Annotated in this window: 22 protein-coding genes; 12 read left to right on the forward strand and 10 right to left on the reverse strand. The window is 70.0% G+C overall.

The window, feature by feature from the left end; translation table 11 throughout:
* Positions 1 to 106 precede the first annotated feature (106 nt).
* Positions 107 to 613: a hypothetical protein gene (locus tag WMF12_RS05890; protein ID WP_437868271.1), complete on the forward strand. Its 507-nt coding sequence runs from the start codon at positions 107 to 109 to the stop codon at positions 611 to 613.
* Between the two features lie 88 nt (positions 614 to 701).
* On the opposite strand, the gene WMF12_RS05895 is transcribed toward WMF12_RS05890, so the two are convergent.
* Positions 702 to 1,448: an SDR family oxidoreductase gene (locus tag WMF12_RS05895; RefSeq protein ID WP_437868279.1), complete on the reverse strand. Its 747-nt coding sequence runs from the start codon at positions 1,446 to 1,448 to the stop codon at positions 702 to 704.
* Between the two features lie 337 nt (positions 1,449 to 1,785).
* Here WMF12_RS05895 and WMF12_RS05900 point away from each other — a divergent pair, with 337 nt between their 5' ends.
* Positions 1,786 to 2,496 carry a DUF3943 domain-containing protein gene (locus WMF12_RS05900; RefSeq protein WP_437868284.1) on the forward strand — a complete coding sequence of 237 codons (711 nt, stop codon included), beginning with the start codon at positions 1,786 to 1,788 and terminating at the stop codon, positions 2,494 to 2,496.
* A 225-nt stretch (positions 2,497 to 2,721) separates the two neighbouring features.
* On the opposite strand, the gene WMF12_RS05905 is transcribed toward WMF12_RS05900, so the two are convergent.
* Complete coding sequence (locus WMF12_RS05905) at positions 2,722 to 3,132, reverse strand: hypothetical protein (protein ID WP_437868288.1); 411 nt, start codon at positions 3,130 to 3,132, stop codon at positions 2,722 to 2,724.
* 606 nt (positions 3,133 to 3,738) lie between these two features.
* A complete protein-coding gene (locus WMF12_RS05910; protein ID WP_437744645.1) occupies positions 3,739 to 4,158 on the reverse strand; it encodes a hypothetical protein in 420 nt (139 codons plus the stop codon).
* A gap of 1,626 nt (positions 4,159 to 5,784) precedes the next feature.
* Between WMF12_RS05910 and WMF12_RS05915 the strand changes: the two genes are divergently transcribed.
* The 6 genes from WMF12_RS05915 to WMF12_RS05940 all read left to right on the forward strand — a co-directional run bounded on the left by WMF12_RS05915 (position 5,785) and on the right by WMF12_RS05940 (position 13,573).
* Positions 5,785 to 6,372: a hypothetical protein gene (locus tag WMF12_RS05915; protein WP_437868297.1), complete on the forward strand. Its 588-nt coding sequence runs from the start codon at positions 5,785 to 5,787 to the stop codon at positions 6,370 to 6,372.
* Between the two features lie 203 nt (positions 6,373 to 6,575).
* Positions 6,576 to 8,285, forward strand: coding sequence for a WD40/YVTN/BNR-like repeat-containing protein (locus tag WMF12_RS05920; RefSeq protein ID WP_437868305.1), 1,710 nt, complete (start codon positions 6,576 to 6,578; stop codon positions 8,283 to 8,285).
* Positions 8,286 to 8,384: 99 nt separating this feature from the next.
* On the forward strand, positions 8,385 to 10,517 hold the full coding sequence (locus WMF12_RS05925; protein WP_437868319.1) for a molybdopterin oxidoreductase family protein: 2,133 nt from the start codon (positions 8,385 to 8,387) through the stop codon (positions 10,515 to 10,517).
* Positions 10,517 to 11,968: an FAD-dependent oxidoreductase gene (locus tag WMF12_RS05930; protein ID WP_437868327.1), complete on the forward strand. Its 1,452-nt coding sequence runs from the start codon at positions 10,517 to 10,519 to the stop codon at positions 11,966 to 11,968. Before WMF12_RS05925 ends, WMF12_RS05930 begins: the two co-directional genes overlap by 1 nt.
* Positions 11,969 to 12,051: 83 nt before the next feature.
* Positions 12,052 to 12,594 (forward strand): YkgJ family cysteine cluster protein, encoded by a 543-nt coding sequence (locus WMF12_RS05935; protein WP_437868333.1) that lies wholly within the window; start codon positions 12,052 to 12,054, stop codon positions 12,592 to 12,594.
* Between the two features lie 319 nt (positions 12,595 to 12,913).
* Complete coding sequence (locus WMF12_RS05940) at positions 12,914 to 13,573, forward strand: hypothetical protein (protein ID WP_437868339.1); 660 nt, start codon at positions 12,914 to 12,916, stop codon at positions 13,571 to 13,573.
* 49 nt (positions 13,574 to 13,622) lie between these two features.
* On the opposite strand, the gene WMF12_RS05945 is transcribed toward WMF12_RS05940, so the two are convergent.
* The 4 genes from WMF12_RS05945 to WMF12_RS05960 all read right to left on the reverse strand — a co-directional run bounded on the left by WMF12_RS05945 (position 13,623) and on the right by WMF12_RS05960 (position 16,525).
* Positions 13,623 to 14,354 (reverse strand): hypothetical protein, encoded by a 732-nt coding sequence (locus WMF12_RS05945; RefSeq protein ID WP_437868345.1) that lies wholly within the window; start codon positions 14,352 to 14,354, stop codon positions 13,623 to 13,625.
* Positions 14,355 to 14,511: 157 nt separating this feature from the next.
* Entirely contained in the window at positions 14,512 to 14,886 is a 375-nt protein-coding gene (locus WMF12_RS05950; RefSeq protein ID WP_437868350.1) for a hypothetical protein, read from the reverse strand.
* A complete protein-coding gene (locus WMF12_RS05955; protein WP_437868354.1) occupies positions 14,883 to 16,055 on the reverse strand; it encodes a hypothetical protein in 1,173 nt (390 codons plus the stop codon). The genes WMF12_RS05950 and WMF12_RS05955 overlap by 4 nt, the downstream gene beginning before the upstream one ends.
* A gap of 14 nt (positions 16,056 to 16,069) precedes the next feature.
* Entirely contained in the window at positions 16,070 to 16,525 is a 456-nt protein-coding gene (locus tag WMF12_RS05960; protein ID WP_437868358.1) for a hypothetical protein, read from the reverse strand.
* A 132-nt stretch (positions 16,526 to 16,657) separates the two neighbouring features.
* Here WMF12_RS05960 and WMF12_RS05965 point away from each other — a divergent pair, with 132 nt between their 5' ends.
* Positions 16,658 to 18,046 carry an MATE family efflux transporter gene (locus WMF12_RS05965; protein ID WP_437868365.1) on the forward strand — a complete coding sequence of 463 codons (1,389 nt, stop codon included), beginning with the start codon at positions 16,658 to 16,660 and terminating at the stop codon, positions 18,044 to 18,046.
* Between the two features lie 39 nt (positions 18,047 to 18,085).
* Here WMF12_RS05965 and WMF12_RS05970 read toward each other — a convergent pair whose 3' ends face one another.
* Positions 18,086 to 18,910 (reverse strand): SDR family NAD(P)-dependent oxidoreductase, encoded by an 825-nt coding sequence (locus tag WMF12_RS05970; RefSeq protein ID WP_437744658.1) that lies wholly within the window; start codon positions 18,908 to 18,910, stop codon positions 18,086 to 18,088.
* A 66-nt stretch (positions 18,911 to 18,976) separates the two neighbouring features.
* On the opposite strand from WMF12_RS05970, the gene WMF12_RS05975 reads away from it, so the two are divergent.
* The gene (locus tag WMF12_RS05975) at positions 18,977 to 19,882 is read left to right on the forward strand and encodes a LysR family transcriptional regulator (RefSeq protein WP_437744659.1); all 906 of its coding nucleotides are present in this window, start codon (positions 18,977 to 18,979) and stop codon (positions 19,880 to 19,882) included.
* Between the two features lie 155 nt (positions 19,883 to 20,037).
* Here the strand turns inward: WMF12_RS05975 and WMF12_RS05980 are convergent, their stop codons facing one another.
* Both WMF12_RS05980 and WMF12_RS05985 read right to left on the reverse strand, forming a co-directional pair.
* Positions 20,038 to 21,564 (reverse strand): amidohydrolase family protein, encoded by a 1,527-nt coding sequence (locus WMF12_RS05980; protein WP_437868390.1) that lies wholly within the window; start codon positions 21,562 to 21,564, stop codon positions 20,038 to 20,040.
* Between the two features lie 389 nt (positions 21,565 to 21,953).
* Entirely contained in the window at positions 21,954 to 23,798 is a 1,845-nt protein-coding gene (locus WMF12_RS05985; RefSeq protein ID WP_437868392.1) for a hypothetical protein, read from the reverse strand.
* Positions 23,799 to 24,187: 389 nt separating this feature from the next.
* Here WMF12_RS05985 and WMF12_RS05990 point away from each other — a divergent pair, with 389 nt between their 5' ends.
* Positions 24,188 to 24,538, forward strand: coding sequence for a polyhydroxyalkanoic acid system family protein (locus WMF12_RS05990; RefSeq protein WP_437868393.1), 351 nt, complete (start codon positions 24,188 to 24,190; stop codon positions 24,536 to 24,538).
* Between the two features lie 12 nt (positions 24,539 to 24,550).
* Positions 24,551 to 25,888 (forward strand): DNA topoisomerase IB, encoded by a 1,338-nt coding sequence (locus WMF12_RS05995; protein ID WP_437868396.1) that lies wholly within the window; start codon positions 24,551 to 24,553, stop codon positions 25,886 to 25,888.
* Positions 25,889 to 26,082 lie beyond the last annotated feature (194 nt).

A 26,082-nucleotide genomic window follows, 5' to 3' on the forward strand; every position in this document is an offset into this window, starting at 1 on the left:
CGGACCGCGCGCACGCGGAGATCGCGCGGGTCCTCGCCGCGAGGACGGGCTGGCATCGAAGTCGCAATCCGCGAGACCCGTGACCTCGTAGACGGAGGAGACGCTCATGCTGCTCAAGAAGATCGTGGGGATGTCCGTGCTCATGCTGTCGGTCGGCTCGGCTGGAGCCTGTGGCGGGCTCGAAGGTTCGAAGGGGACCGACGTGGAGGAGGTCGAGGCGTTCGCCAGCCCGATCGAAAACGAATATCAAGGGTTCGGGTGCGTTCCCGTGGCCATGTCGATGTTCGAGATGGAGGCGTACGGCGTCGGCTCGTCCTGTGCCCTCATCGGGCGGAAGAAGAACGCCGAGAGCCGCGCGATCGACGCGCTCGAGGCCCACGCGGAGAACGAGTGTGAGGCGATCCGGGACGATAACCCGGAGGTCTGGGACATCCTCTGTCGGGAGATCTGCGAGTTCAACGGGTACGACGAGACGACCGGCACGGGGATGTGCTCGTACGAGGTGACGGACACGGACACGTGGGAAGAATCCGGCTGTGCCATCGGCTCGCGGCAATACAACCAGCAGGAGGCCACCGTCCAGTGCGGCTGCGACTGCCTCATGGACCTCTGAGGCCGAGCGCGCGAGCGGCCCGGCTTCGCCCCTGGCAGGGCGATGCAGCGACGTCGCCAGTCCCTGGCCGAACGGCTGGCGGGCGGAGCTAGCGGCCGCCGGCGACGTCCAGGAGGGAGCCGGTGCAGTAGGAGGACTCGCTGGAGGCGAGCCACAGGATGGCGTGCGCGACCTCCTCGGGGCTGCCGGCGCGGCCCAGCGGCAGGCTGGCCTGGAGCCGCTCGACCCGCCCTGGATCGCCGCCGCTCGCGTGGATGTCGGTGTCGATGATGCCGGGCCTCACGGCGTTGACCCGGATCCCCTCGGCGGCGACCTCCTTCGCGAGGCCGATCGTGAGCGTGTCGACGGCGGCCTTCGAGGCGGCGTAGTCGATGTACTCGCCCGGGGAGCCGAGCTGCGACGCCCGCGAGGAGACGTTCACGATGGCGCCGCCCTTGCCGCCGCGGAGCGTCGACATGCGCCGGACCGCCTCGCGCGCGCACAGGAAGCTGCCGACGACGTTGGTCGAGAGGATGCGCTCCACCCGCGCCGCGGTCATGTCCTCGAGGCGCGCCTGCCGGTCGAGCACGCCCGCGTTGTTGACGAGCGCCGCGATCGGGCCGAGGTCGCGGTCGACGCTCTGGAACAGGCGCACGACGTCCTCTTCGCGGCTCACGTCGGCCGCGATCGCGAGGGCGACGCCGCCGTGCGCGCGGATCTCGTCGACCACCCTCGCCGCGGCGCCCTCGTCGCGCAGGTAGCTCACGGCGACCGCGTAGCCTCGGCTCGCGGCGAGCAGCGCGGTGGCGGCGCCGATCCCGCGGCTGCCGCCCGTGACGAGCATGATGTCGGCCATGGCGCGGGAGCCTACGCGAGCCCGCGGCGAGGCGGGGTGCTGTGAGGCTCGCGGTCGCGCTGGAGCGCTGAGCAGCTTGGAAACCAGAGAAATGAGCCGCCAAAACGCCAAGCACGCCAAGGACGCCAAGCACGCCAAGAAGACATGAAGATGAGCCGCCGAGTCGTCAGGAAGACAAGAAGATGAGCCGCCAGGTCGCCAGGAAGACACCAAAATCTTGGCGTCCCTGGCGACCTGGCGGCTCAACTTCTTGCTGTTTGCATGCGGCTTCGACCCGCTGGTCGCTCTAGACTCGAGTCTGGTCGCCGCACCCACCGCGCGCCGCGGCCGCTCCCCGATGGCCCCGATCCGCCTGTGCGCTGCCGCTTTGCTCGCCGTCCTCGTCGCCGCGTGCGCCGGCCGGACCACGGCGGTTCCTCCGGCCGAGTCGGCCTTTCCGCCTGGCCTCCCGGCCCCCTTGCCGGAGCGCGCGCCTGCCGCGGGGGAGCCCCAGGCGTCACCACGTGCTGCCGCGGCCGAGGCCGTGGAGCCCGCCTGGGCGCCGCCGATCGTGCACACGCTGGCCGTGCTCACGGTGACCCGCAGCGTGGAGGCGGTGCTGTGGCCCGAGCCCTTCGCCGACTTTCGCGCGGAGCGATGGGGATACCACTATGGCGAGGCGCTCACGAAGCCGCCGCTCTTCGACGCCGCTCAGCCCGCCTTCCGGTGGGATCACGACCCGTGGCCGATCAACGTGGTCGGCCACGGCCTGCTCGGGAGCGAGATGTACCTCAGGGCGCGGATATGCCGCTTCGGCGCCCCGGCCGCGCTCGCGTTCGCCATCGCCGGCACCCACCTCTGGGAGTACGGCTACGAGGCCAACGGCGTCCGACCCTCGGCGCTCGATCTTGTCTACACGCCGCTCGCCGGGGTCCTCCTGGGCGAGCTCCGGTACGCGACCTGGCGCGCGGCAGGGGGCATCGAGAGCGCGCCGGCGCGCCTGATCCTGCGCGCGCTCATGGATCCGTTCGGCGAGATCGAGCGGGGCGCCGGGGTCTTTGGCTGCTAGTCTCGAGGTGGACACAGCTGCCTGACACCGGGCAGCTGTGCCCACGTCGAGACTACAGCGGTTTCCGCCCACCTCTGCACCATGCAGAGCAGAGCGGCGGTCACCCGCACAGGAGACGGGCCCAGATCGGCGTTTTCGGCGCGCAAGCGCACTCCGGTGCGCTGAGCACCGAAAACGTCGAGGTGGGCCCGTATCCGAAGCGGGTGACCGTCGCTCCAGGACCTGTCAGCAGAGATACGCGTAGAAGTTCCCGAGGGCGCGAAGCGGCTCGATCACTCCCTGCTTGCCGCCCGCCAGAGCCGATTGCCTCCAGCGAATTGCTCTGTCGAGCATGGCTGCAATCCTCCGCTCAAGCTCGGGATCCCTCATGAGCGGCGCCCAGAGAAGCATGCCTGCGCCGCCGACACCTGCGCCACCGTATGCGACCCAGCTGGCGGGATTCTCCCGCCGGAACTGGAGCAGAAACCTGTGAGCCGATCCGTCAGAGAACTCCAGACTGTTGATGGTGCCTGAGCGCCACGTGACCAGGTCAGCCACGTCGAGCCCGTTCATCACCGTCGATCGCCAGGTTGCTCCCAGGTCACTCGAGCTCCTGACGGCCTCGGGTACGAGCCCGTCACCAACGTTGAGCTCCACCGATGGCAGCACTCCCACGAAAGCCCAGGTGCCGAACAATGCGCTGCGACGGTGTGAGCCTCGCAGGAGGTTCCCACAGTCGCAACGAATCGTCCACCACCCGTCGTCCAACCGCACCGGCTTACCGATGAGCGATGCGAGCGGCAGGCCACAGGCGTCGCACGCCGTGGGAGGTCGCCAACCGGGAACACCCTTGCGCGCACCGAACGGAAGCCGCGAGAAACAATTGTCACACAGGGTAATGCCTGCCAGCTGGACGCTTCCCGCGGTAAACGGGCATTCAATGTGCGCATTGTGCAAGCCGGTCGCTGTCGCGCCTTCCAAGTGCCCACTCCTTTGCCGAACTTGGGGCAAGGAAATCGAGACGCGACTCGAAAGTCAAGCTCCTCGTAGCGGCCGTCCCGCCGTACAGCTACGCTGCACGCGCTGGTTGACATAGACAACCTACGCGATCCGCACCCCTCCTGGAAATGCGAGCGGAGCGGATTGAGCGCCGAGAAGTTCGCGCGGTGCGAGGGGTACGATCCGAAGCAGCTAGTTCGGTTGCTGCGCACCCTGGCTGCCAAGCTGGTGGGGATCGCGCAAGCTGCCTCTGGTTCGGGATGTTCACTCGATTTCTACGCAGATGGCATCACCGAGCTCGCGAGAGTCGGTCGCGCGGACGCCGCAGCCGTAACCTGGACCGTCGATGGAGCCCCCTCCACCGATCCTCGCAATCCCCCAGTACCCGACGTGAGTGCATATCTCATCCGAGTAGGCGGAGGCGGTAGCGAAATCCACGTGCTCGAAGCCTTCCAGGCACTGATCTCCGCCTCTCACTACCGCGAAGGTGGTCCCGTCAATCTCAAAGAGCTGGTAGTTGGGCTTGCAGAGGATGTAGTCCAGCTCGCGGGTATCGTCGGCGTGCTGCTGGCAGTTGTTCCACGGGCCATCTATCGAGGACCCGTCTGCGATACGAAAGACCCCTGAATAGGGGAGCTCATCGCAGCGGGCGAAGAACGTCCAGAAGGCGTCGAGTGGGGTCAACGGTGTGTACCCTACGGGGCAAGATTCTCCTTCGTATACTCCGAACTCCAGCGCCTGAGCTTGAGCCGGTGCGCTCAGCGAGATGCCTCCGGCGACAAGGCCGCAGATCAGGGCGCCCATGGGCATCGTGTGACAGAAGTGTTTCATTTGTTCGCCAATGTGTTGTTATGATGGGTTATGTTTCCAAGCCAAGCGCGTGGTCGTGCGCAGGCGTTCCTTGGTGCATCCTGGTCACGTCGCAAGACGCCCCGTGGGCTCCGCAGTGGAGAGCCCGCTCCGTGCTTCATCGGCCAGCGCGGAGGCATCATTCTCAGAAGCGGAAACGCTGTCAATGTCTAAACGGGTGTGTCATTTTCGTGGATATCTATGATTGGAATGGAAATGGCAATCTGATCCTAGTCACCCGGTCAGTAGAACGGGCCTTGCCTTCAGTCGGGCGCTGCAATTCGCTCGTGGGTCCCGGAGCTCGGCGAGGCGCGTGCCGCTCGCGACGTCGTCTCCCTTCACGGCAATCGCCAGTCTCGAAGAGCCGCAGCGGCCGCGCGCGACCCTCGCGCTCGAAGGACGCGCCCGGAGCACCGCGGCGGATCATCGAGGCCAGGTTCCATCCGCCGTGATGTCCTCTGCACCGGCGGAGCCACATGATGAGCCCGCTGCAGCCCGAGGTGCGGAGGCAGGCGCATCCGACCCGCCCCGCATCCGCGCCGGGATCACGTCCAGAGTATGCGGCGACACGGCGGGCGACGCCAGACGGCGGGCTGGAACGGCGGCGTTCGAGAAATGAAACGGTGCTATCGAGCGCAGGGCGCCGCCTCCGCGCAGCATCGCGCCGTGCCCTGCGTGGCCATCGCCCCGCAGGTAACCGGTGAAGCCCTGCAGCAGCGCAGCTGGAGGCTTCGCCCTCCAGTCCGATTACGGCTTCGAGCTCCTTGCGCGCTGATGTTGTGAGATCAGGGCAAGCGCCCGTTCCGTGTGGCTGGCCTCCAGCATGCTGATGATGGAGTGGACCGCCTGGATCACGTTGAGGAGCGCTCTCTTGGGCACGTCCCACGAGCGCGCGAAGGGCTCCGAGCTCCCGGGAAGGTCGATTCGTGTGAGGACCGACACGACGTCCCCGCGATCCTGCAACACCAAGTCCTGTGACATTCAGCCGCAGCGGGAGGCCGTCGGCCGGGATGGCGGGGCAGAAGGCTACTCGAGTGTGACTTTCACGAAGGTGGACCGACTGGCGATGTCGCGCAATGCTTGAACAAACTGCCCATCGCGGAGTCGATGCAATGACTGTGTGTTGAATCGGCTCTGCGCCGCAAGGCCCCGATGCTGTCCAGCGCCATGGGGTAGGTCCGTCGAGCACCGGCGGCAGTCGACGCCTGTCCAGGGGGCCGGGGCGCCCCCGCCGCCGCGTCGCCCGCGATGAAGGGCCCGCGGCATCACCGGTTCCACCGTACAGCCACGCTGTACGCGCTGGTTGACATCGAGCACCTCACGCGATCCGCCTCCCTCCTTGAAAAGTGACGCTGTATCGACAACTTATCCATCTGTCGAAGGGCCGCTCTCGCGCCACGGCCTGCGGGCCTCGCTGTCGCTCTGGCGCCCGCTGCTGAACGACGGTATTGGGGATCGAAGATGCATCCCGCCTTCGCCGTCATTCAATTCGGTCCCTTTGCGAGCGCCTACCACTCGGCAGCGATGACCCCGGAGTTCAAGGAGGCGCTCGGCGCATTTCTGGAGAAGGAATTGCTGCCGCAGGTCGAACAGCCTTTCGAGTCGACGAGCGGAGCCCTGGTGGCGGCCTACGACGCAGAACGGTACTGCGGTCCGAACAGCGCCGTCCGCGACATCTATAAATTTGAGTTCGCGTTTCATCGTTCGTCGGGCGATGACACGATCAAGGTCGAGCTGGTGTTCCGTGCGCAGGCCAGGGCGTTCTCCGCAAGAAGGAACAAGCCGCTCTACCTCTGGACTCCCGCCCGCCGCGATCGATACCAGGCGGAAGGTCGACAGCTCCAGCACCTCTGCGGTTGCATCGCGAGGCACGAGGGCGTGGAGGCCGTTTGCCCCTTGTGTTCGGCGGTGCTGAGCGTCCACGATTCGCCAAACCTGTTTGATGTGAGCTGCCCGAGCCGCTGCTTCAAGTACAACGTTCACCGAGATCCGGCGGACGGGCAGTTCCTCCACGGTCACTTCTTCCGGAAGGAGCCCGGTGATGTCTGACCCCGCTCCTGTCGGATGTCGGGCAGCTGGTACACGCCGCCGTCCTCACGCCGATCTTCCTTGTGGTGAGGGCATGAGACGTCGGACGGCCACCGACGTTGCCAACCGACGATGTCGACCATCGCGAGCCTTCGCCGGCAGCGCACGGGGGCCTGACACGATCGCGAGCGCCCCCGGTGCACCGGCCTGGTATCGTGCCCGGAATGAGCATCCGGCACAGCGCCGTCTGGGGGCGAGGTCACCTGATTGTCATCGCGGGATCCGAGGGGCACGTGCTCCGCTCGGAGGACGGCGGCCAGCGCTGGAAGAGGGCGCAGACGTCCACCCGCCAGGACCTCAGCGCGCTCGCAGGCACCGGCGCGGCGCTGATCGCCGCCGGACACTGCGGGATCCTGCTGTCCTCGCGCGATGACGGGCAGCGCTGGTCCGACGTGGGCTGCGGCGCGACGGCGGACCTGCGCGGGGTCGCCCTGCGGGACGACGGCGAGGCCATCGCGGTGGGGCTCGGCGGGACGGTCCTCCGCTCCGGCGATCACGGCCAGACCTGGGGAGCCGGGCCGAGCCCCGGAGACCTCTGCCTGGAGGCCGCAGCGGTCGACGCCGAGGGCCGCTTCCTCGCGCTGGCGCTCGAAGGACAGCTCGCCACCCTGCAAGGGGCGACATGGACGCGCCACAACGTCCCGGGCCGGAGTCCGAGGGCGCTCTGCGCGCGAGGCGGGCTCGTGATCGTGGGCGACGGCGACGGCCATGCCCACGCGAGCCGGGACGGGGGCGCCTCCTGGGAGTCGCATTCCACCGGGACCGGGCGCTCGATCAAGGCGCTGTGGCTCGGCGCCGCGGGCGTCGTGATCGCGTCCGGCGAAAGCGGCATCCTGGCGATCAGCGAGGACGAGGGCCGCACCTGGAGGCGCACCGCGCTCCGGTCCGATCAGCACCGCTGCGCGGCGTGGGGCGATGACGAGGGCGCGATCTGGTGCGTGGGAGACGGCCCCGCCGCCCGATCCCTCGATGGCGGGAAGAGCTTCACCAAGGTGCCAGTCCAGGCAGGGGACGCGCCGCTCTACGGGCCCTGGGAAAAGGTGCCTGTCCGAGGGAAGTTCCGGGGTCTCTGGGTGCAAGGCCAGGGGAGGGTCGTGCTGGTGGGCGACGGAGGCACCGTCGCGCGAACCCACGACGGCGGCCAGACCTGGGAGAGGAGCGCCGTGGAGGACGCCGGCGCGCTGATCTCCGTGTGGGGCAGCGGCGAGACGATCCTGGCTGTCGGCGAGGGCATCTCGCAGATCCGGACCGAGGACGGCGGGCGCTCCTGGATGGACGTGACAGGCAAACCCGGCGGCGCCTCGGTTCACGGGCAGGGCGAGACAAGGGCGTTCGCCGTCCTCGATGGCCGGGTCTGCCGCCTCGTCGCGGGCGGTTCACGATGGCTGGAGCTGGAGGTCCCGCGCGAGCCGCGCCTCCGCGCCGTCTGGGCAGGGCCGGAGCAGCGCGCCGTGGCGGTCGGCTCAGGCGGGACCATCGTCCGCACGATCGACGACGGCGCCACGTGGGAAGCCGCGGAGAGCGGCAGCTCCCGCGATCTGTCCGCGATCTGGGGCAGGGGCGACGAGCTCTTCGTGACCGGTGGACTGGGCGTCAGCGACGTGCTGCGCTCTCGAGACGGCGGCGCGACCTGGGAGGTGGTGGCCCAGGTCTCCGGCAGCCTCAGGAGCCTCTGGGGAGACGACGCCGGCACGCTGTGGGCGTGCGGCGCGCGCGGCGTGCTCCTGCGATCCATCGATGGCGGCCACACCTGGCGAGGCGAGGCGTCCGGCACCTGGGGCACCCTGTTCGAGGTGCGCGGGGACGGGGCCGAGGTGTGGGCGCTGGGGGAGAACGTCCTGCTGCGCCGGCGACATCGGGCGTCGACAGATTAACTGCCCGCACATTCCTCAGAAATACGTTCGAAACAGAGCGATTGCTACACCAGGGAGAGCCTCCTCGACGCGCTCGGTGAGGGTGGCCGACGCGACTCCATGGCACCGCGCTCTTCCCTCCGGCTCAAGATCGTCACCTCCGAGACGACCACGCACACCCACTGTCCTTACTGCGCCTTCCAGTGCGGCGTGGTCATGACGGATCGCGCGGACCACGCGGGGGCGATCGACGTCCGACCGGACGACGATTTCCCCGTCAACCGCGGGCAGATGTGCATCAAGGGGTTCACCTCCGCGGCGCTGCTCGATCACCCCGAGCGGCTGACCGTGCCGAAGATCCGCGGGCGCGCCGGCCGCCTCCTGCCGGCGCGCTGGGACACGGCGCTCGATTTCGTCGCCGAGCGGCTCCTCCGGCTGCGCGAGCTCCACGGCCCCGCGGCGCTGGCCGCGTTCGGCAGCGGCGCCCTGACGAACGAGAAGACCTACCTCCTCGGCAAATTCGCCCGCCTCGCCCTCCAGTCGCCGAACGTCGATTACAACGGCCGTTATTGCATGTCCTCGGCGGCCGCGGGGCACAACAAGGCGTTTGGCATCGACCGCGGCCTGCCGTTCCCCGTGTCCGACATCGCCCAGACCAAGGCGCTCCTCCTCTGGGGCGCGAACTGCGCGGAGACCCTGCCGCCGATCATGCAATGGATCTTCGCGCAGCGCGACAACGGCGGCGCGCTCATCGTCGTCGACCCGCGGCGCACCGACACGGCGCGCGCCGCGGCGCTCCACCTCCAGCCCACGCCCGGGTCCGACCTGGCGCTCGCCAACGGCCTGCTCTACCTCGCCCTCGAGGAGAAGCTCATCGACACGGCGTACATCGCCGCGCGCACGGACGGGTTCGACGATCTCCGGCGCGTCGTCCTCTCGTACCACCCGGCGCAAGTCGAGCGGCTGACCGGGGTCTCCACGCAGGATCAGCTCAAGGCCGTGCGGCTGCTCGCCGAGGCGCCGAGCAGCATGCTGCTCTCCGGCCGCGGGCCGGAGCAGCAGTCGAAGGGGGCAGACACCGTGCTCTCCTTCATCAACCTGATGCTCGCGCTCGGCAAGGTCGGCAAGCCGTACAGCGGCTATGGCTGCCTCACCGGACAGGGCAACGGCCAGGGGGGCCGCGAGCACGGCCAGAAGGCCGATCAGCTCCCCGGCTACCGGCATATCGAGGACGCGGAGCACCGGGCGGCCATCGCCCGCGTCTGGGGCATCGACCCTGCCGAGCTGCCGGCCAAGGGGAAGAGCGCCTACGAGCTGCTCGACGCGCTCGGCCCCGAGGGGGGGATCCGCGCGCTGCTCGTGTTCGGATCCAACGTGGCTGTCGCGTCGCCGAACGCGCTCAACATCGAGCGGCGGCTCGCCTCGCTCGATCTGCTCGTGGTCTGTGACGCCTTCGTCAACGAGACGGCCCGGGACGCCCACGTCCTCCTTCCGGTCGCCCAGTTCGCCGAGGAGGAGGGGACGATGACGAACCTCGAAGGGCGGGTGATCCTGCGGCAAAAAGTCCGCCCCGCGCCCCCCGAGGTGAAGACCGATATCGAGATCTTCTGCGAGCTCGCGCGCCGCCTCGGCGCGGGCAGGCACTTCCAGTACACGTCCGCGGAGCAGGTGTTCGACGAGCTGCGCCGGGCGACCGCGGGCGCCAAGGCGGACTACAGCGGCATCACCTACGACAAGATACGCCGGCACCGAGGCGTCTTCTGGCCGTGCCCGTCGGTCGAGCACCCGGGGACTCCGCGCCTCTTCGCCGAGCGGTTCCATCACCCGAACGGCCGTGCGCGGTTCCACGCCGTCCACCACCGCCCCGCCGCCGAGCTCCCGGACGACGCCTATCCGCTCTACTTCACGACGGGCCGCTACAAGGAACACTACAACTCCGGCGCCCAGACGCGCCGGGTCTCCAAGCTCGAGGAGGCCAAGCCCGAGCCGAAGGTCGAGGTCCACCCCAGGCTGGCGGCGCGCCTCGGCGTCGTCGACGGCGACTCCCTGCTCGTCGAGAGCCGGCGAGGGGCGGTCACCTTCCGGGTAGCGGTCGTGCCTTCGATCCGGCCGGACACGCTCTTTGCTCCGTTTCACTGGGGCGGCAGGAAGGCCGCCAATGTCCTCACCGTGCCGGCGCTGGACCCGACCAGCCGGATGCCGGAGTTCAAGGTGTGCGCCGTCAGGGCGCGCCGGGTCTCGGAGTCGAACTGATGCGAAGGAAGGACCTTGTCATCGTTGGCAACGGCATGGCGGCGTGCCGCCTGCTGGACGAGCTGATGTCGCGCGGCGCCAGGGACCGCTACGACATCACCGTCTTCGGCGAGGAGCGGGGCGGCGCCTACAACCGCGTCCTGCTCAGCAAGGTGCTCGCAGGGGAGGCGCCCGACTCCATCGTCACGAAGCCCCCCGCCTGGTACGAGCGGAACGGGGTGCGGCTCGTCAGCGGGACCTCCGTGGCGCGGATCGACACCGGGTCGAGGGCGGTCGTGTCGGCGGACGGCGCGCGCCATCGTTACGACGTCGCCGTGCTCGCGACCGGCAGCCAGCCGCTCGTCCCGCCGCTCGAGGGCATGACGACCTCGGAGGGCGATCTGCGCCAGGGCGTGTTCGTGTACAGGACGATGGACGATTGCGTCCGGATGCGCGGCTGCGCGCGGGCGGGCGACAACGCCATCGTGGTCGGCGGCGGGCTCCTCGGCCTGGAGGCGGCCAAGGTGCTGAGCGACATGGGCCTCCACGTGACCGTCATCCACGTCGCGAAGAGCCTCATGAACGCGCAGCTGGATCAGATGGGCGGCGACATGCTCGAGCAGCACATCGAGCGCTGCGGCATCTTCGTCCGCACCGGGCGCACCGTCGAGGCCATCTGCGGGGAGGAGGCGGTCGAGGGGTGTCGCCTCGACGACGGCAGCGTCCTGCCGGCGGACATGGTCGTCCTCGCGTGCGGCGTCCGGCCTCGCGTCGACGTCGCGCGCGCCTCCAACCTGCCCATCAACAAGGGCATCGTCGTCAACGACACGATGGCCACCCAGGTGCCCGGCATCTACGCGATCGGCGAGTGCGCGGAGCACCGGGGCAGGCTCTATGGCATCGTGACGCCCATCTGGGAGCAGGCCGCCGTCCTCGCCGACGTCCTGACGGGCGCGAACCCGCAGGCGCGCTACCGAGGCACGAAGCTGTATACCCGGCTGAAGGTGGCGGGCGTCGACGTCACCTCCATGGGCAGCACCGAGCCGGAGCTCGAGAGCGACGACGTGCTCCAGGTCGTGGAGACGCGGAAGAGCACGTACCGGAAGCTGATCCTCCGCGACGGGCGACTGTTAGGCGCCCAGTTCGTCGGCAACACCGCGGCCGCGGCCACGCTCGTGCAGCTCTTCGATCGCAACGATCCGCTGCCCGCCGATCCTCTGGAGGCGCTCTGCGCCGGCGGCGGCGCGGGGCCGGCGGCGCAGGCCGAGCGCATCGTCTGCAACTGTCACAAGGTCAGCGAGGCGACCCTCCGGGAGGCCATCGAGGGCGGCGCCTGCTCGCTCGAGGCGGCGTGCGCCGCGACCAAGGCCGGCACGGGGTGCGGCTCCTGCCGCGGCGAGGTCGCCCAGCTCGTGGCCCGGCACGCGCCCTCGCCGGAGTACGAAAGCGGCCGCGCCGTGGCCGCCGGATAACGTGGAAAGCACGCCGGGGCGAGCCGAGCGGCGCGGAGGCGCCCTTGGCGCGCGAGGATCCGCCCCGCTATAGACGCCGGCGAATGCACCGCACGCCGCGCGAGCGCCTCCACGAGCTCTTCACCAAGGTCGACGCGTTCTTCGCGAGCGCGAGCGCCCGCCACGGCGGGCGGATGGCCTGCCGCACCGGGTGCAGCGACTGCTGCCGGCGGCGGTTCTCGGTGACGTCGATCGAGGCCGACGCGATCCGCGAGGCGCTCGCGACGCTCCCGGAGGCCGACCGCGAGGCGCTGGCCGAGCGCGCGCGGGCGGGCGATCCGGGCGTGTGCCCGGCGCTCGACGGGGAGGGGAGGTGCGCGATCTACGCGGCGCGGCCGCTCATCTGCCGCACGCACGGCCTGCCCATCCGGTTCGCGCCGGCCAGCGAGCGCGCGCTGCCGGTCATCGACGCCTGCCCGAAGAACTTCGTGGGAGAAGACCTCCACGCCGTCGAGGCGTCGTCGGTCCTGGACCAGACGACGCTGTCGACGGTGCTGGCCGCCCTCGACATGGCCCACGCCGACGCGGCGGGGCAGCCGCGAGGGCAGCGCGTCGCGATCGCCGCGGTGCTCTCGGGCGAGGGGTAGCCGCCGCCGGGCCGTCGGCCTGATGACGAGCCGGTCCGGCTCAGCCGATCGACGGTCGCCGGCGCCATGACGCTCCCGGCCTCGGCTTGCGTGCGCTCGCAGTGGCACAGATCAGGCATTGGCACAGGCCAACTATGGCCCAACTATCTGGCTCAATATGGGCCAGATGCTGAGCGTGTGCCCATGGGCATACGCTGATTTACGGGAAATTCAGGTTGGCCCGCGGGTTGCTCTCAGGTGGTGGCCCACTCTGGACCGATGGCAGGTCACGGCACACGCCGCCGTCGGTCCGGGAGGGGCAGCTTATTGGGAGGATAGAATGACCAAGTCGATCAAGGGGTTTGGGTTGGTGGCGGCGGCTGGCGTGGTGTTCGCGGCCTTGCTCAGCGGTTGCGGCTCGCAGGCTGCCGATCGCGGGCCGGACGTCGGCTCGATCAGCTTGCCGCTCGCGGCCGATGCAGCGTCTGGAGCGCGATACCGGCTCCGCGACGCCACGTTCGAGATCTCGAACGGTTATTACTACTACGAAGATGAGAATACCTCGGCCATGGCTGTCGGTGGTGGCTACGGAACTGTGGTGACGGTCAGCAGCGAGGACGAGGATCCGGACGCGAGCTCCATCCTCGTCGATCTGGAGCAGGGCAACTACGGCGTCAGGCTCCTTCCGGGCTGGCACTTCGAGAAGGTCGAGGACGGCACGGTGACGGATCCAAACGTGGAGGCCACGCTGCTGTCGTCGCAGAATGTCTACGTTAACGTCTCGCCGCATTCGACGAGCTGGGTTCAGTATGCGTTCGGTATCGGGAGCAGCGAGCTGTGGCTCAACGGCAAGGTGAACCTCGACATCAACGTCTACGAAGATCCGGACGACTACTACTACGGCGGAAACGTAACTTCGGGCGGCCCCGGGGGTGCGGGCGGCGGCGACTACAGCTCTGGATACAGCGCGGCGGGGGTCGGCGGCAGCGGCGGTTATTAGCGCGGGCGAGAGGAGCTGAGCGGAGCGGAGCGAGCGACGTTCTCGCCCGTCAGCGAGGGCTGCACTGCACGACGCAGAAGGCCGTGGCTCCCTTGGCGCGGGCGCTCGCCTCGCACGACCGCTTCGCTTGCTGCGACGCCAGGAAGCGGTCCTTCGCCGAGCCATTGCCGAACACCATCTGATAGTTGCACGCGCCCGCGAAGCCGCAGACGCGCACGGACGCGCTCGCCGTACACCACCAGGACGTCCCGCCCGCCGCGCCTCCGTTGCTCGGGCTTCCATTCGAGGAGCCCTCGCTCGGTGAGGTGGGCGTCCGCGCCGCTGTCGACAGAGGCGCCGGCGCCTCACCCGTCTCGTCGTCGGCAGCAGGCGACGGGGCATCACCCGCGGCGCGGTCGCCGGTGGACGGGTCTTCGCCCGCCGCCTCGTCGGCCTCCTGGTCGGGGCGAAGCGGGGTGCTCGTCGACGTGGGCACCACCGGCGAGAGGCCGCCGGCGGTCGACACGCCGGGAGGCGTGGTCTCGACGACGGTTTGCTCCGGCGATGCGCTCGCCACCAGGTACACCGCGCCGCCGATCACGAAGATGGCGCCCACGCCCAGCGCGAACAACCCGCCGAGGACGATGAGCACGATCACGAGCGGCGACAGGCCTGACTTCGGGCGCTGCGGCGGCGGTGGAGGGTAGTAAGGCGGCGGCTGCGGAGGGTAGTGATGCGGCGGTTGCGGAGGGTACTGAGGCGGCTGCTGCGGAGGGTACTGAGGGCGCCCTGGACCAAACATCTCGCAGTCATAGCGCAGCGGAGCCGTCCGCGCTGCGTGTGACGAACACCCACGCTGTCGGCGAACGAGCGATGTCGCGTCGGACGAGCCCGCCCGCAGGGGCGCTGTCCGCGGTGGTGTTGCTCCGGAGCCGGCAGAGCGGCGCTCCGCGGCCCGCTCACACCCAGCCGGTCGTGGCGCGCAGGAGCAGCCCGAGCCCGAGCGACGCGCCGTTCGCGAGCGCCGAGGCCGCGATGGCGTGCGTGGCAGGCAGCTCGCGCAGCGCGAGCCGGTAGACGCCGAGCTCGAGCAGCACCGCCCAGAGCTCCGAGAAGGCCAGTCGCGCCGTGGCGCCGATCGCGAGCGCGGGGAAGATGAACCACACCGCCGGGTGACTCGCGAGGTTGGCGACGGCCACGAGCGCGGCGCGGCGGCCTCGTGACCGCTCCGCCGCGCCGAGCAGCGGTGAGGCGACGGCGAGCTCGATGAGCAGCGTGAACGCGAACGCGCGCGCCCAGGCGGCCACCAGCGGATCGGTGAAGACGCGGCTCATGGCGCGGCCGGCTGCGCGGCGATCTCGGGCCCGCCGCGGTCCACCCCGCGCGCGCGCCCGGACCGCTCCTGGCGCGCCTCCTCGGCGCGCCGGCCGACGTCGCCGCGGACATAGAAGTACGCGAGCAGCGCGAGCTCCAGGTACCCGTGGAAGGAGGCGAGCGAGAGCACCAGGTTGCGCGTGCCGAGCGCGCCGCGCAGGGCGCCAAGCAGCACCAGGGCGGCGACGAGCGCCACGGCGGCGAGCCCTGCGTCCCCGAAGTCGCGCCGGAGCGAGCGCGCGGACATGCGGAAGGTGGTTGTCCGCTGGCCCGGGTGATCTTCCTGGGGAATGAGCAGCAGCCAGACCGCGTAATGGACGGACTGCAGGAACGCATAACATGCGGTGAGCGCGACCGCGGAGCGGGTCGGCAGCCCGGGAGCGAGCCAGTCGCTCGCCAGGAAGAGGTGCAGCCCGAAGGCGTCCAGCCACCCGGCGCGCAGGGTGAGCGAGGTCATCGCCCCGCTCGCGAGGAGCGCCGTCCCGGCCAGCACGAGCCCGAGCGGCCAGGCGACCGCGCGCACCCGGCGGCGGAAGAGCGCGAGCCACAGCGCGAGCGCGACCAGGTTGTGCGCGTGCGCGAGGACGAGCCGGAAGCCGCGCGGCGCGGCGAGCGCCGCCGCCGACAGCGCCACGGCGGCGGCGGCGGCCAGCGCGACGCGCCGCCACGCGCGCGACGCGAGCGCGCCGGCGACGACCGCGGCGCCGAGCCAGGCGGCGAGCAATGCGTGCTCGGCGCGGAGCAGCGCCGCGGCCGAGCCAAAGAGCTCCTGGGCCCCCCGCAGCCCCAAAAGCGCGGCGCAGGCCGTCCAGACGACGCCGCGCCACCACGACGGCAGCCCGCGCCGCAGCACGAGGTAGCGCACGTCGGCCGCGACGTGCAGGACGCCGAGCAGGATTGGCCCGAGCACGAGCAGCGCGCTCGGCGCAAAGACCGCCATGGTGAAGGCGCCGAGCGCGTTGGCCGCGGCGAGGGTGGCTATCCTGCGATCGGGGCGCGCCACGACCGCGATCGCGAGCTCGCTCCGGCGGAGCAAGCCGAAGAGGCGCCGCCGCGCGCCGTCGAGCGGCGCGACGCCGCGCTCGAGCAGGCGGGCCACGCTCGCAGGCGGAGGACCGGGCGCACCCACGGTCGACGCTCGGTTCAGCGGCGCCGGCGGGCGGTCACGAGCGCCGCGGCGCCGCAGAGCAGCATCAGCCCCGCCATCGCGCCGTCCGAGGCGGCGCCGCTCATGGCGCAGCCGCCGTCGTCCGATGACGCCTTGTCCGCGCCCGCGCTGCCGGCCGACGTCGAGTCCCCGCCCGAGGCCGACGTCGCGCTCCCGCCCGAGGCCGACGTCGAGCTCCCGCCCGACGCAATGCACAGATTGCAGTCGTATTCCATCGTGGTGAAGCCGCCGTCCTCGCCCGGCAGCGTTCGCTGGCACTTCTGCTGCGTGCACGTGCCAGGCTCGTTGTAAGCGGGCCCTGCGTTGTTACAGCTCGACCCCGGCGTGTCGCAGCTCTCGGGCGGCGGGACGTCCGCCCGCGCTGAAGAAGAGGTGAGCAGCGGCGCTGCGAGCAAGGCGGCGATCGCCACAAGGCACGAGGGCTTCATCATCCCGCCACTCTGTGCTTTTCTCCGGAAAACTTCAAGAGCGGTGCCGCCGATCCACGCTCGTGCACCTGGCCCTTGCGAGGAAAATATACCCGGGTAATACCGAGACGGTCAGATACTGCCCGGTAAAAATATATGGACACCAACATCGAAGTCGAAGCGCCGTCCGCGCCGCGCGGCGTGCACGACATGACGCAGGGCAAGCCGCGCGCGCACGTCGTGCGCGTCATGCTGTTCATCCTGGCCGGCATGGCGATCCAGACCCTCTATGGCCTGATCGACATCTACTGGGTGGGTCGCCTCGGGAAGGAGGCCGTCGCCGCCGTGGCGGTCTCCAGCAACCTGATGTTCGTCTCCCTGGCCGCGACGCAGATGCTCTCGGTCGGCTGCGTGGCGCTCGTCTCGCAGGCGGCCGGAAGAAAGGAGCACGGCGAGGTGCAGCGCCTGTTCAACCAGGTGCAGAGCCTCGCCACGTGGGCGGGCGCCCTCTTTCTCGTGCTCGGCCTCGCGCTTCACCGCACGTACGCCGAGAGGCTCTCGGGAGACGCCATGACCGCCGAGCTCGCGAGCAGCTTTCTGCTCGCGTTCATTCCGGCGCTCGCACTGCAGTTCACGATGGTGGGGCTCGGCTCGGCCCTGCGCGGCATCGGCGACATGAAGCCGGGGCTCGTGGCCCAGACCGCGAGCGTGCTGCTCAACATGGTCCTCGCGCCCTTCCTCGTCTTCGGCTGGGTATCGGGGCGCCCGCTCGGCGTATTCGGCGCGGGCCTCGCCACGCTCCTCGCGACCGCGGCCGCCGTCGTGGGGCTCGCCGTCTATCTCCTGCGCGGCAAGACCTTCCTTCGCCTCCGCCTCGCCGACTGGCAGCCTGACCTCCCCACATGGCGAAGGCTGGTGGCCATCGGCTTGCCCTCGGGCGCGGAGTTCTTGTTGCTGGCCGTCACCATGGGCGTGATCTACGTGGTCACGCGGCCCTTCGGCTCGGAGGCGCAGGCCGGGTTCGGCATCGGGCTGCGGCTGATGCAGGCCGGCTTCATGCCTGCCGTGGCGATCAGCTTCTCCGCTGCGGCGGTCGTCGGCCAGAACTACGGCTCCCGCGCCTACGCTCGCGTCCGCGAGACCGCGCTCGAGAGCGTGAAGCTCGTGCTCGGGTTCATGCTCTTCTTCACCCTGGTCTGCCAGGTCTTCCCCGCGCAGCTCGTCGCGCTCTTCTCGCCCGCGCCGGACGTCATCGCGGCCGGCGTCGACTACCTCCAGGTGACCTCCTGGGGTTACTTCGCGAGCGGCATCGTGTTCGTCTGCGCCGGCGTCTTTCAAGGCCTCGGCAACACCTGGCCTTCGCTCGCCGCCTCGGGGGCGCGCGCGCTCGCGTTCATCCTCCCCGTGCTCGTCCTGAGCGCGCGCCCCGGCTTCCGCATGCACACCATCTGGCTCGTATCGGTCGGCACCACGCTCGGCCAGCTCGGGCTCCAGCAGATCCTGCTGCGGCGCGAGCTCGCGCTCAAGGCGCCCGTATCGCCGTGACGCGCTGCCGGGGGGGCGCAGCGCCCGGCCGAGCGCAGCTCAGGGACGTGCGCCCGCCGTCCTGGCAGGCAGGGCGCGCACCTGGTTCTTCCGCATGACCTCCGCCGTCAGGCGAGCCGCCATGGCGCGCGGCACGAAGCGCGCGAGGTTCGAGAGGATGTAATTGCCGAGGCCGTGGATGGCGTGGGTTCGCCCCGTCGAGAGGGCGCTCAGGCCGAGCCGCACGACGTCGCTCGCCTTCGCCTTCGCGCCCACGGCCGCGGCTTCCCCGGCGATCTCGAAGAACGGCGTCTCGGTCGCGCCGGGGCAGAGTGCGACCACCTTCACGCCCCGCTCGCCGAGCTCGGCCCAGAGCGCCTCGCTGAACGAGAGCACGAAGGCCTTGGTCGCCCCGTACACCGCCATCGAGGCGATCGGGTAGAACGCCGCCGTGGACGCGACGTTGAGGACCGCGCCGCGCGTCCTCACGAGATCGGGCAGGAACGCGTGGGTCATTGCGACGAGCGCGCTCACGTTGAGCGCGATCTCCTCGAGCTGCCTTTCGATCGGCGTCTCCTCGAAGCGGCCGTGGGTCGCGAATCCGGCGTTGTTGATGAGCAGATTGACGGACACGCCGCGGCGCGCGACCTCGGCGTGCACGCGCCCGATCGCCCCCGCGCTCGTGAGGTCGTCGGCGATCACCTCGACGCGGACGCCGTGCGCGGCGCGCAGCTCGGCGGCGAGCGCCTCGAGCTTGTCGCGCGAGCGGGCGACGAGGATCAGGTGGCATCGCTGCGCGGCGAGCTGGCGGGCGAATTCGGCGCCGATGCCGGTGGAGGCTCCAGTGACCAGGGCGTTCCGGTTCTCGAAGGGGTGTCGCGTCATGCCTCCATGTGTAAGCTCTGGGTGGATTCGCGAGAACGGACATCTTCGGGCATCGGAGTTCCACGGATGAAAAACGACGCCTTCTCCTGGGACGACCTGCGCGTGCTCCTCGAGGTCGATCGACGTCGCAGCTTCCTCGGCGCGGGCAAGGCGCTCGGGCTCTCCACCTCGACGGTCGGGCGGCGCATCGACGCGCTCGAGCTCGCGCTCGGCCGGAAGCTCGTGCACCGGACGACCGCCGGGACCTCGATCGATCCGGCGGCGCGCGCGCTCGTCGCGCTCGCCGAGGGCATGGAGAGGGAGCTCCGCGTCGAAGGGAGGGACGCGCGCGGCGCCGAGTCGCTCGAGGGCGTGGTGCGCGTCTCGATCAAGGAGAGCTTCGCGCGCCCGATGGCGAAGGTCCTCTCCGCGTGGCGGCGTATCCACCCCGAGACGCTGATCGAGCTCGCCTCGGAGGCGCGCCTCGCGGACGTGGCGAAGCGTGAGGCCGACCTCGGCGTCCGGACGGTGCGCTCGTCGTCGAAGGCGCTCGTCGAGAAGCGCCTCGGCACGTTCTCGTACGGCCTCTGGGCCTCGAACGAGTATGTCGAGCGACACCTGCGCGACGGCCACCTGCGCGAGGCGGACTTCCCGCGGCACGACTTCGTCGGCTACGACGGGCCGGGGCGGGAGTCCGAGCAGGAGCGGTGGCTCGTCGCCCGTGGCGCGCGTCGGTTCCCGTTCCGTTCGAGCTCGGACGACGCGATGCTCACGGCCGCGAGCGAGTCCCAGGGCATCTGCATCTTCGCGGACGCGCTCGCGCGTGACGTGCCCGGGCTGCGGCGGCTCGCCTGCGCGACGCCGCTCCCGACGGTGAGCGTGTACCTCGTGGTCCACCGCGATCTGCGGCGCGTTCCGCGGATCCGCGGCGTCGCGGGGGCGATCGAGGAGGCGATCCGCCAGATCGCCGTTCGTGAGAAGGCTCGCGGCTAGTTCCGCCCGCCAGGAGTCCGGAGGGAGAGTTCAACGCAAAGGCGCAAAGACGCAAAAATGCATGAACTTTATTTTCTCTCTCTCTCTCTTGCGCCTTTGCGTCTTTGCGCCTTTGCGTTGAACTCTCCCTCTCCTCTCGCGAGGCGGCTACCGCCTCAGAAGAGCACGCGCTCGACGCCCGCCGCGTCGAGGAGGTAGTCCCTGGACGCCTCGAGGCCGGCGCGGAGCCGGCCAAAGTTCACGCCGACGAGCTTGCCGCGCCATTTCCGGATGCTCCCCGCGACGATGACCGTGTCCACGTTGCTGCGGTCCATCAACGTCACCACGGCCCCCGGTACGTTGTTGAGCGGCGCCACATTGATGGCATCCGCTCGCAGCAGGATGATGTCGGCCTCCTTGCCCGGAGTCAGCGTGCCGACCTTGTGGGAGAGCCCGGCCACCCGGGCCCCCTCGACCGTGGCCAGGCGGATGACATCGCGGCACGTGAGGAGCTCGGGCAGATCCGTCTCTCCGGCCAGCGCGCGTTCGTTGATGAGCGCCCGCTGAAGCGTGAAGACGGTCCGCATCTGGGTGAAGAAGTCCGCGGTCATGGTGCACTCGACGTCGGTGCTGAGCGCGGGCTGGACGCCATGATCGAGCGCGGCCTGGATAGGCGGCATGCCGTGCCGCATGGTCATCTCGATCGGGGCCGCGATCGAGACGTTCGCGCCCGAATCGGCGATCGCCTGCCAGGAGGCCTCCGAGATGGCGCTGGCGTGGATGAACTCGAGATCAGGCCCCATCAGACCCTCGCTCTCGATCTGCTCGATGAGCGTCCCCTGGCCGATGCTGCCGACGAGGTGCGTCACGATGGGCAGGCCGTGCTGGCGCCCGAGCGCCCAGGTATCGCGCCACGCGGGGTCGAACACCTCCCCGCCCATGGCCAGGGTCAGGAGCTGGTCGGTCGAGGAGAAGTACTGGCTCTGGATCCGATCGAGATCGTTCGGGAAGATGTTGCCGGGGCCCGCGCCCGGCGAGTACACGAAGAGCGCTCGGCGGCCCGATTCCTGCAGCCCATGGATGACGGCATCGGTGTGCTCCGGCGTGTGGCCCACCTGGGACGTGTCGACGACCGTCGTCACCCCGGCATCCAGCTGGCTGAGCGAGGAGGCGAGTATGGCGAGGAAGGCGTCCCGCGGTCGGAAGACCGGCGTGATGGTGAAGTGGATGTAGTCGAGGTAGTTCTTCTCGCCGTGCGGCAGGCCGTCGTTGGCCAGGAGGCCGTCCGAGAGGAAGCTCCGCAGCGCGGTCTGGTACTGGTGGTGATGGGTGTCGACGAACCCCGGCATCACGATCGTGCCCGTCGCGTCGATGATCTCCGCGCCTGGCGCGTGCAGGTGCGGCCCGACCGCGATGATCTTCTTGCCCTGCACGAGCACGTCGCCCCGGGCGAAGTCCCCCACGTTCGGATCCATGCTGAGCACGGCGCCGCCTCTCAGGATGTAACGCCGGTGCGGGGCGCCTGTCCCGTGCGGCATGTCATCATCGTGCTCCGCCCTCCCCGTCGCCGCCGCGGGAGTCGAGAAGGCCGCCGCAGCACCGAGCGCTGAAGCTCCCACCGCGAGAAACCGACGACGAGACGAGCCCGCCTCGCCTGGCTCTCGGTCGTGGTTCGAGTCGTTTCCACAGAGCTTCTGGCACATACCAAGTTCCTCCTGCTCAGTTCACGCGTCCTTCTGTCGTGCCCCCGCCTCTCGAGACACCGACCACTGCGTTCTGGTGGGCTGAGCAAAGCAAAGATTAACCCGGTGCGGAAGCCAGCGTCGAGCCTCGTGGGATGCGATGCGGCGCCGAGGTCGTGCGCCTTGTACGGTTGCACGGTTGTACGTTTGCACGGTCGCACGGCATCGAGCTGGAAGGCCGGATGGAGAATTTCACCCGAGATGCCGTAGTAGACAGCGAATCTCCCGGTAATGACTACAGAGGGGTCTCGAGTGTGATGATGCGGTCGCGGCGCACGCCGCCCCGATACGCGCGCGGGGCCGAGCCGCGCGGTGGTCGTCCCACGGCCCGCCGCCGTCGTCTTGCGAGATCACCTGCCCAGCGCAATGATCCTCTCGTTTACCCAGTCGTCGCCGGCGAGGGGGTGCACGCCGGCCCCGTCCCGATCGAGCGCGAGGCCCACGGAGAGCAGCCCACTCGTCACGAGGAACGCTCCCCTGGGGGTCTGCCCGTCGGACTTCGTGAGCCGCCCGCGGATCGCGAGATCGCCCCCCTTCGCCTCCAGCAGCCTGAAATCGACGCCGTCGTCCGCGCGCCTCACCTTCGCGGATGCCTTGAGCCCCTCCATCGTGAGGAGCCCCGCGGCCCAGCCGGGAATGGCATCCTCGGCGTCGAGCAGCATCACGGCCGGCCGCGCGTCCTTGCATTCCACCCGGATCGCCGCCTCCATGAGCCCCCGCCTCACCTCGGCGTCCTCGATGTCGATGTGCGCCCACCAGCCAGGGAGCGCCTCGCCCTCGTGCTCGACCGCGAGGTCCTCGATGTCGATGCGGCCCTTCCGCAGCTTGGCTGTCGGATTCAAGACGTTCGCCGCGTCGAGCGTCATGCGCGCCGCCACGTCGCCCTTCACCTTCGTCTGTTTCCACTGCAGGGCGCCGTGTTTCAACAGCAGGTTCAGCGAGCCCGTCCCCCGGCCCAGCGGGTCGACCTCCAGGCTGCTCCGCATGAAGGCTGCGCCGCCGGTGAACCGCGGCGCGTCCGGCGCGGCGCCCTCGACGTTCAGCCAGCGCAGGTCCGGGATCGCCGCGGCGACGACATCCACCTTCGACGCGAACCCCGGCTGCAGCCGCAGGAGGTGGAGCTCCGGTGCGTCGAAGGTGGCGCTCGCTCTCTCCACGACGATGGGCGGCAGCCCGCTTCCCGGGCGATCGAGCGTCGCGCGGGGCAGCGTCACGGCGAGGCGCGCCGCTCCGCGCTCGTCGACGCGGAGCGCCGCGCGCGCCTCGGCGGTCGCGCGGAGCGACGCCGTGGAGGCCACGAGGTGGCTCGTCTCGTAGGACGCGGTGCTGCCCGGCTCGACGCTCCCCCGGTTCACGACGAGGTTCGTCCGGAGCTCTCCGCTCCCGTCCTCGAGCCGGGGTCCGGCGCCCTCGCCCGCGGGAAGGGGGATGAAATCGAGCCCCGGCAGCTGCGCGTCGAGGCGGACGCGCGCCCAGGCGGTATCGAGGACGTCGAGCCCGTCGACGTCCCGCGGATCGAACGTGCTCATCGTCACGTCGGCGTCGGCATCGAGCCGCGCGACGACGCGATCGGCGACGTGGACCTCGCCCGACCGGAGCTCCAGGGCGACGGGCCCGACGCGAGCGGCGCGGAGCGGCTTGTAATAGAACCCTCCCCGCACGCGACCGCCGCCGGCATACCGGACTTGCTGGATCCAGACCTCCTTGAGCGTCGTGTCGATGCCTTCCAGGTGCACCGTCCACAGGTTGTAGCCCTCGTCCGAGTTCTCGAGATCGCGCTTCGGCGGCAGCTCCGGCTTGAGCGGAGGGTTCGCGAACTCCGGGATGGGCGGCAGCGCCTCGATGTGCGGCGCCTCCAGATCGCGCTCGCTCGTCGGATCCACGAGCATCCGCATCCGGAACACGAAGCCCGTGGCGCGGATGTCCTCCGCATAGAACTTCTTCCGGAGGAGATCGGTCAGGTGGATATCGACGTTCGCTTCGTCGAGCTCCACCGCCCACTGAAGCACGCTGTCGGAGCCGCTGAGCCGGAGCTCTTTCACGTGAACGACGCCCGGCCAGAGGCTCCACGCCGACCCGTAATAGAGCGAGGCGTCGATCGGGTTGTAGCTGACGAGCCTCGCGATGAGCCCCGTGCTCAGCATGACGTTCACGACGACGACGTAGCCGAGCCAGAGCGCGAGAGGCAGGATCAACAGCGTTTTCAGCGCCCTCCTGGCCCGTGGCCCTAGCCGCCCGCTGAGCGCAGGTGGGGACTTCAGCGCGGCAGCTTCGTGCAGGAGCGCGTGCATGAGCCCATCCGATCGCACGCGCCATGCCGCGAGCTGAGCCGCGGCGCGAGGGGGCAGGCTCAAGGCTGGCCGTGGCGATCTGCCCCGCTCGTGGCGAAGGCCGACATGCGCGGACCGCGGGGGAGGGCCCGCTCTCGCGCGGACGCGCCCGGAAATGGCCCTGCCGCCAGCGCTCGGCCCACGTCGGGCCCGACGGGCACCCGGCTTGCTAACCCCGCGAACGCCGGCGCTGACGAGCCTGTCGCGCGTCGACGCCGCTGGCGCCGATTTTCCAGCCATCACCCGAGGTCATCATGAACCACACTGTCCATCACGACCTGAACGACGAAGAAGCGAAGAGCGCCGTCCTGCGGGCGATGGCGAAGTATTGTGATCGATACGCGGAGTACGCTCCCTCCATTTTCTGGAGCGACGAGCGGCGCGCGGATGTCGGCCTCTCCTTCAAGGGCTTCACGCTCTCCGGGCGGCTCGAGCTCCGGCCCAGGGCCGTCGACTTCGCGATCGACATGCCGCTGCCGCTGCGCATGTTCAACCGGATGGCGATCGCGGCGATCGACGCCGAGGTGAGGCGGTGCATCGATGACGCGCACCGCGATCGCGCGCGGCGGCGCGCTCCGAGCGCGGTCGCGCAGGAGGCGCTCTGAGCGGTCCGCGCCATGAAGAGCGGAAGCGCCACGACCACCCATGAAAGGCGCCGCCCGCGGAGCGCTCCGCGCCGCTCCGCCGCGAGTGGCGTCGTCCTCCGCCGGCGCCGCGTCAGCGTGTCGGTCGAGTCCGTCGAGACGGTCGAGCTCGCCCGCGCGAACGGCGAGCTCGCGGGGACAGGGCAGCTCACCCCGTCACCGGTCGAGTCCGCCGAGTCGGCCGGGCTCCGGTACGTGAACGACGGGGAGCCGGGGATCTCCAGGCGAGGGGCGGGCAAGGGCTTCCGTTACGTCGACGCCGACGGGCGCCCCGTCAAGGACGAGGCGACGCTCGCGCGCATCCGCCGCCTCGCGATCCCGCCCGCGTGGACCGAGGTGTGGATCTGCCGGAGCGAGCGCGGGCACATCCAGGCGACAGGGCGGGACGCGCGCGGCCGGAAGCAGTACCGGTATCACCCGCGCTGGCGCGAGGTCCGCGACGAGACGAAGTACGACCGCATGCTCGCGTTCGGCGCGGCGCTCCCGGCGATCCGCGCGGCGACCGAGCGGGATCTCGCGCTGCCTGGCCTGCCGCGCGAGAAGGTGCTGGCGGCCGTGGTGCGCCTGCTCGACGAGACGTCGATCCGCATAGGGAACGACGAGTACGCGCGCGACAACGACTCGTATGGACTCACCACGCTTCACGACGAGCACGTCGAGATAGAGGGGAGTCTCATCAGGTTCCACTTCAGGGGCAAGGGCGGCAAGGAGCACGCGATGACGGTGCGGGATCGGCGGCTCGCCCGCATCGTGAAGCGCTGTCAGGACGTGCCCGGCCACGAGCTGTTCCAGTACATCGACGGCGAGGGCCGGCGGCAAAGGATCCATTCGGACGACGTGAACGAGTACCTGCGCTCGGTCGCGGGCCACGACTTCACCGCGAAGGACTTCCGCACCTGGACCGGCACCGTGCTGTGCGCGTCGTTCTTCTGCGAGATGGAGATCGCGAGCTCGGTCCGCCAGGTGAAGAAGCGCGTGGCCCAGGTGATCGACAGGGTGTCTGCCCGTCTGGGCAACACACGGGCGGTCTGTCAGCGTTGTTATGTCCACCCCGCCGTGATCCGCGCTTACACGGAGGGCGCCCTGCAGTCCCTGATCGACGCGGAGGAGGCCGTCGCGGACGGGGCGGTTGCGGCGCTCCGGCCCGAAGAGGCGAAGATGCTCCGGATCGTCCGCGGCTTCGGCGAGCGAGAGGCGGTGCCGCTCGTGACCCGCCTCCGCGAGAGCGTGCGCTCGGCGCGCGCGGTGAACGCGCGGCGAGCCGGCAAGAGCGCGAAGCATCCCCCCAGGGAACGACGCGCCGCGGCCTGAGCCGCGCCGCGGCGAGCGCCGCAGCGGCCGGGCGGGGATGCGCCTCGCCCCGCTGTTCCCGACGAGTCTGCCGTGTCGTTGCGTCACAGCGTGATCGCCCCGCTGTGGCATCGTGCCGCGGACGCGACGGGGGCTGTTGCTGGGGTCGCGAGCGGCCCGCGATCTCGCGCCGGATACGCGCGCGGTACGGTTCG

Source organism: Sorangium sp. So ce363 (assembly GCF_051520435.1).
GTDB lineage: Bacteria > Myxococcota_A > Polyangia > Polyangiales > Polyangiaceae > Sorangium > Sorangium cellulosum_B.

Bases quoted from the DNA above. Each gene is read 5' to 3' on its own strand.
- WMF12_RS05945 (WP_437868345.1), bottom strand. From the start codon at position 14,354: ATGTTTGGTCCAGGGCGCCCTCAGTACCCTCCGCAGCAGCCGCCTCAG.
- WMF12_RS05960 (WP_437868358.1), bottom strand. From the start codon at position 16,525: ATGATGAAGCCCTCGTGCCTTGTGGCGATCGCCGCCTTGCTCGCAGCG.
- WMF12_RS05900 (WP_437868284.1), top strand. From the start codon at position 1,786: ATGGCCCCGATCCGCCTGTGCGCTGCCGCTTTGCTCGCCGTCCTCGTC.
- WMF12_RS05970 (WP_437744658.1), bottom strand. From the start codon at position 18,910: ATGACGCGACACCCCTTCGAGAACCGGAACGCCCTGGTCACTGGAGCC.
- WMF12_RS05950 (WP_437868350.1), bottom strand. From the start codon at position 14,886: ATGAGCCGCGTCTTCACCGATCCGCTGGTGGCCGCCTGGGCGCGCGCG.
- WMF12_RS05995 (WP_437868396.1), top strand. From the start codon at position 24,551: ATGAAGAGCGGAAGCGCCACGACCACCCATGAAAGGCGCCGCCCGCGG.
- WMF12_RS05930 (WP_437868327.1), top strand. From the start codon at position 10,517: ATGCGAAGGAAGGACCTTGTCATCGTTGGCAACGGCATGGCGGCGTGC.
- WMF12_RS05895 (WP_437868279.1), bottom strand. From the start codon at position 1,448: ATGGCCGACATCATGCTCGTCACGGGCGGCAGCCGCGGGATCGGCGCC.
- WMF12_RS05935 (WP_437868333.1), top strand. From the start codon at position 12,052: ATGCACCGCACGCCGCGCGAGCGCCTCCACGAGCTCTTCACCAAGGTC.
- WMF12_RS05965 (WP_437868365.1), top strand. From the start codon at position 16,658: ATGGACACCAACATCGAAGTCGAAGCGCCGTCCGCGCCGCGCGGCGTG.
- WMF12_RS05925 (WP_437868319.1), top strand. From the start codon at position 8,385: ATGGCACCGCGCTCTTCCCTCCGGCTCAAGATCGTCACCTCCGAGACG.
- WMF12_RS05920 (WP_437868305.1), top strand. From the start codon at position 6,576: ATGAGCATCCGGCACAGCGCCGTCTGGGGGCGAGGTCACCTGATTGTC.
- WMF12_RS05890 (WP_437868271.1), top strand. From the start codon at position 107: ATGCTGCTCAAGAAGATCGTGGGGATGTCCGTGCTCATGCTGTCGGTC.
- WMF12_RS05980 (WP_437868390.1), bottom strand. From the start codon at position 21,564: ATGTGCCAGAAGCTCTGTGGAAACGACTCGAACCACGACCGAGAGCCA.
- WMF12_RS05975 (WP_437744659.1), top strand. From the start codon at position 18,977: ATGAAAAACGACGCCTTCTCCTGGGACGACCTGCGCGTGCTCCTCGAG.
- WMF12_RS05990 (WP_437868393.1), top strand. From the start codon at position 24,188: ATGAACCACACTGTCCATCACGACCTGAACGACGAAGAAGCGAAGAGC.
- WMF12_RS05915 (WP_437868297.1), top strand. From the start codon at position 5,785: ATGCATCCCGCCTTCGCCGTCATTCAATTCGGTCCCTTTGCGAGCGCC.
- WMF12_RS05940 (WP_437868339.1), top strand. From the start codon at position 12,914: ATGACCAAGTCGATCAAGGGGTTTGGGTTGGTGGCGGCGGCTGGCGTG.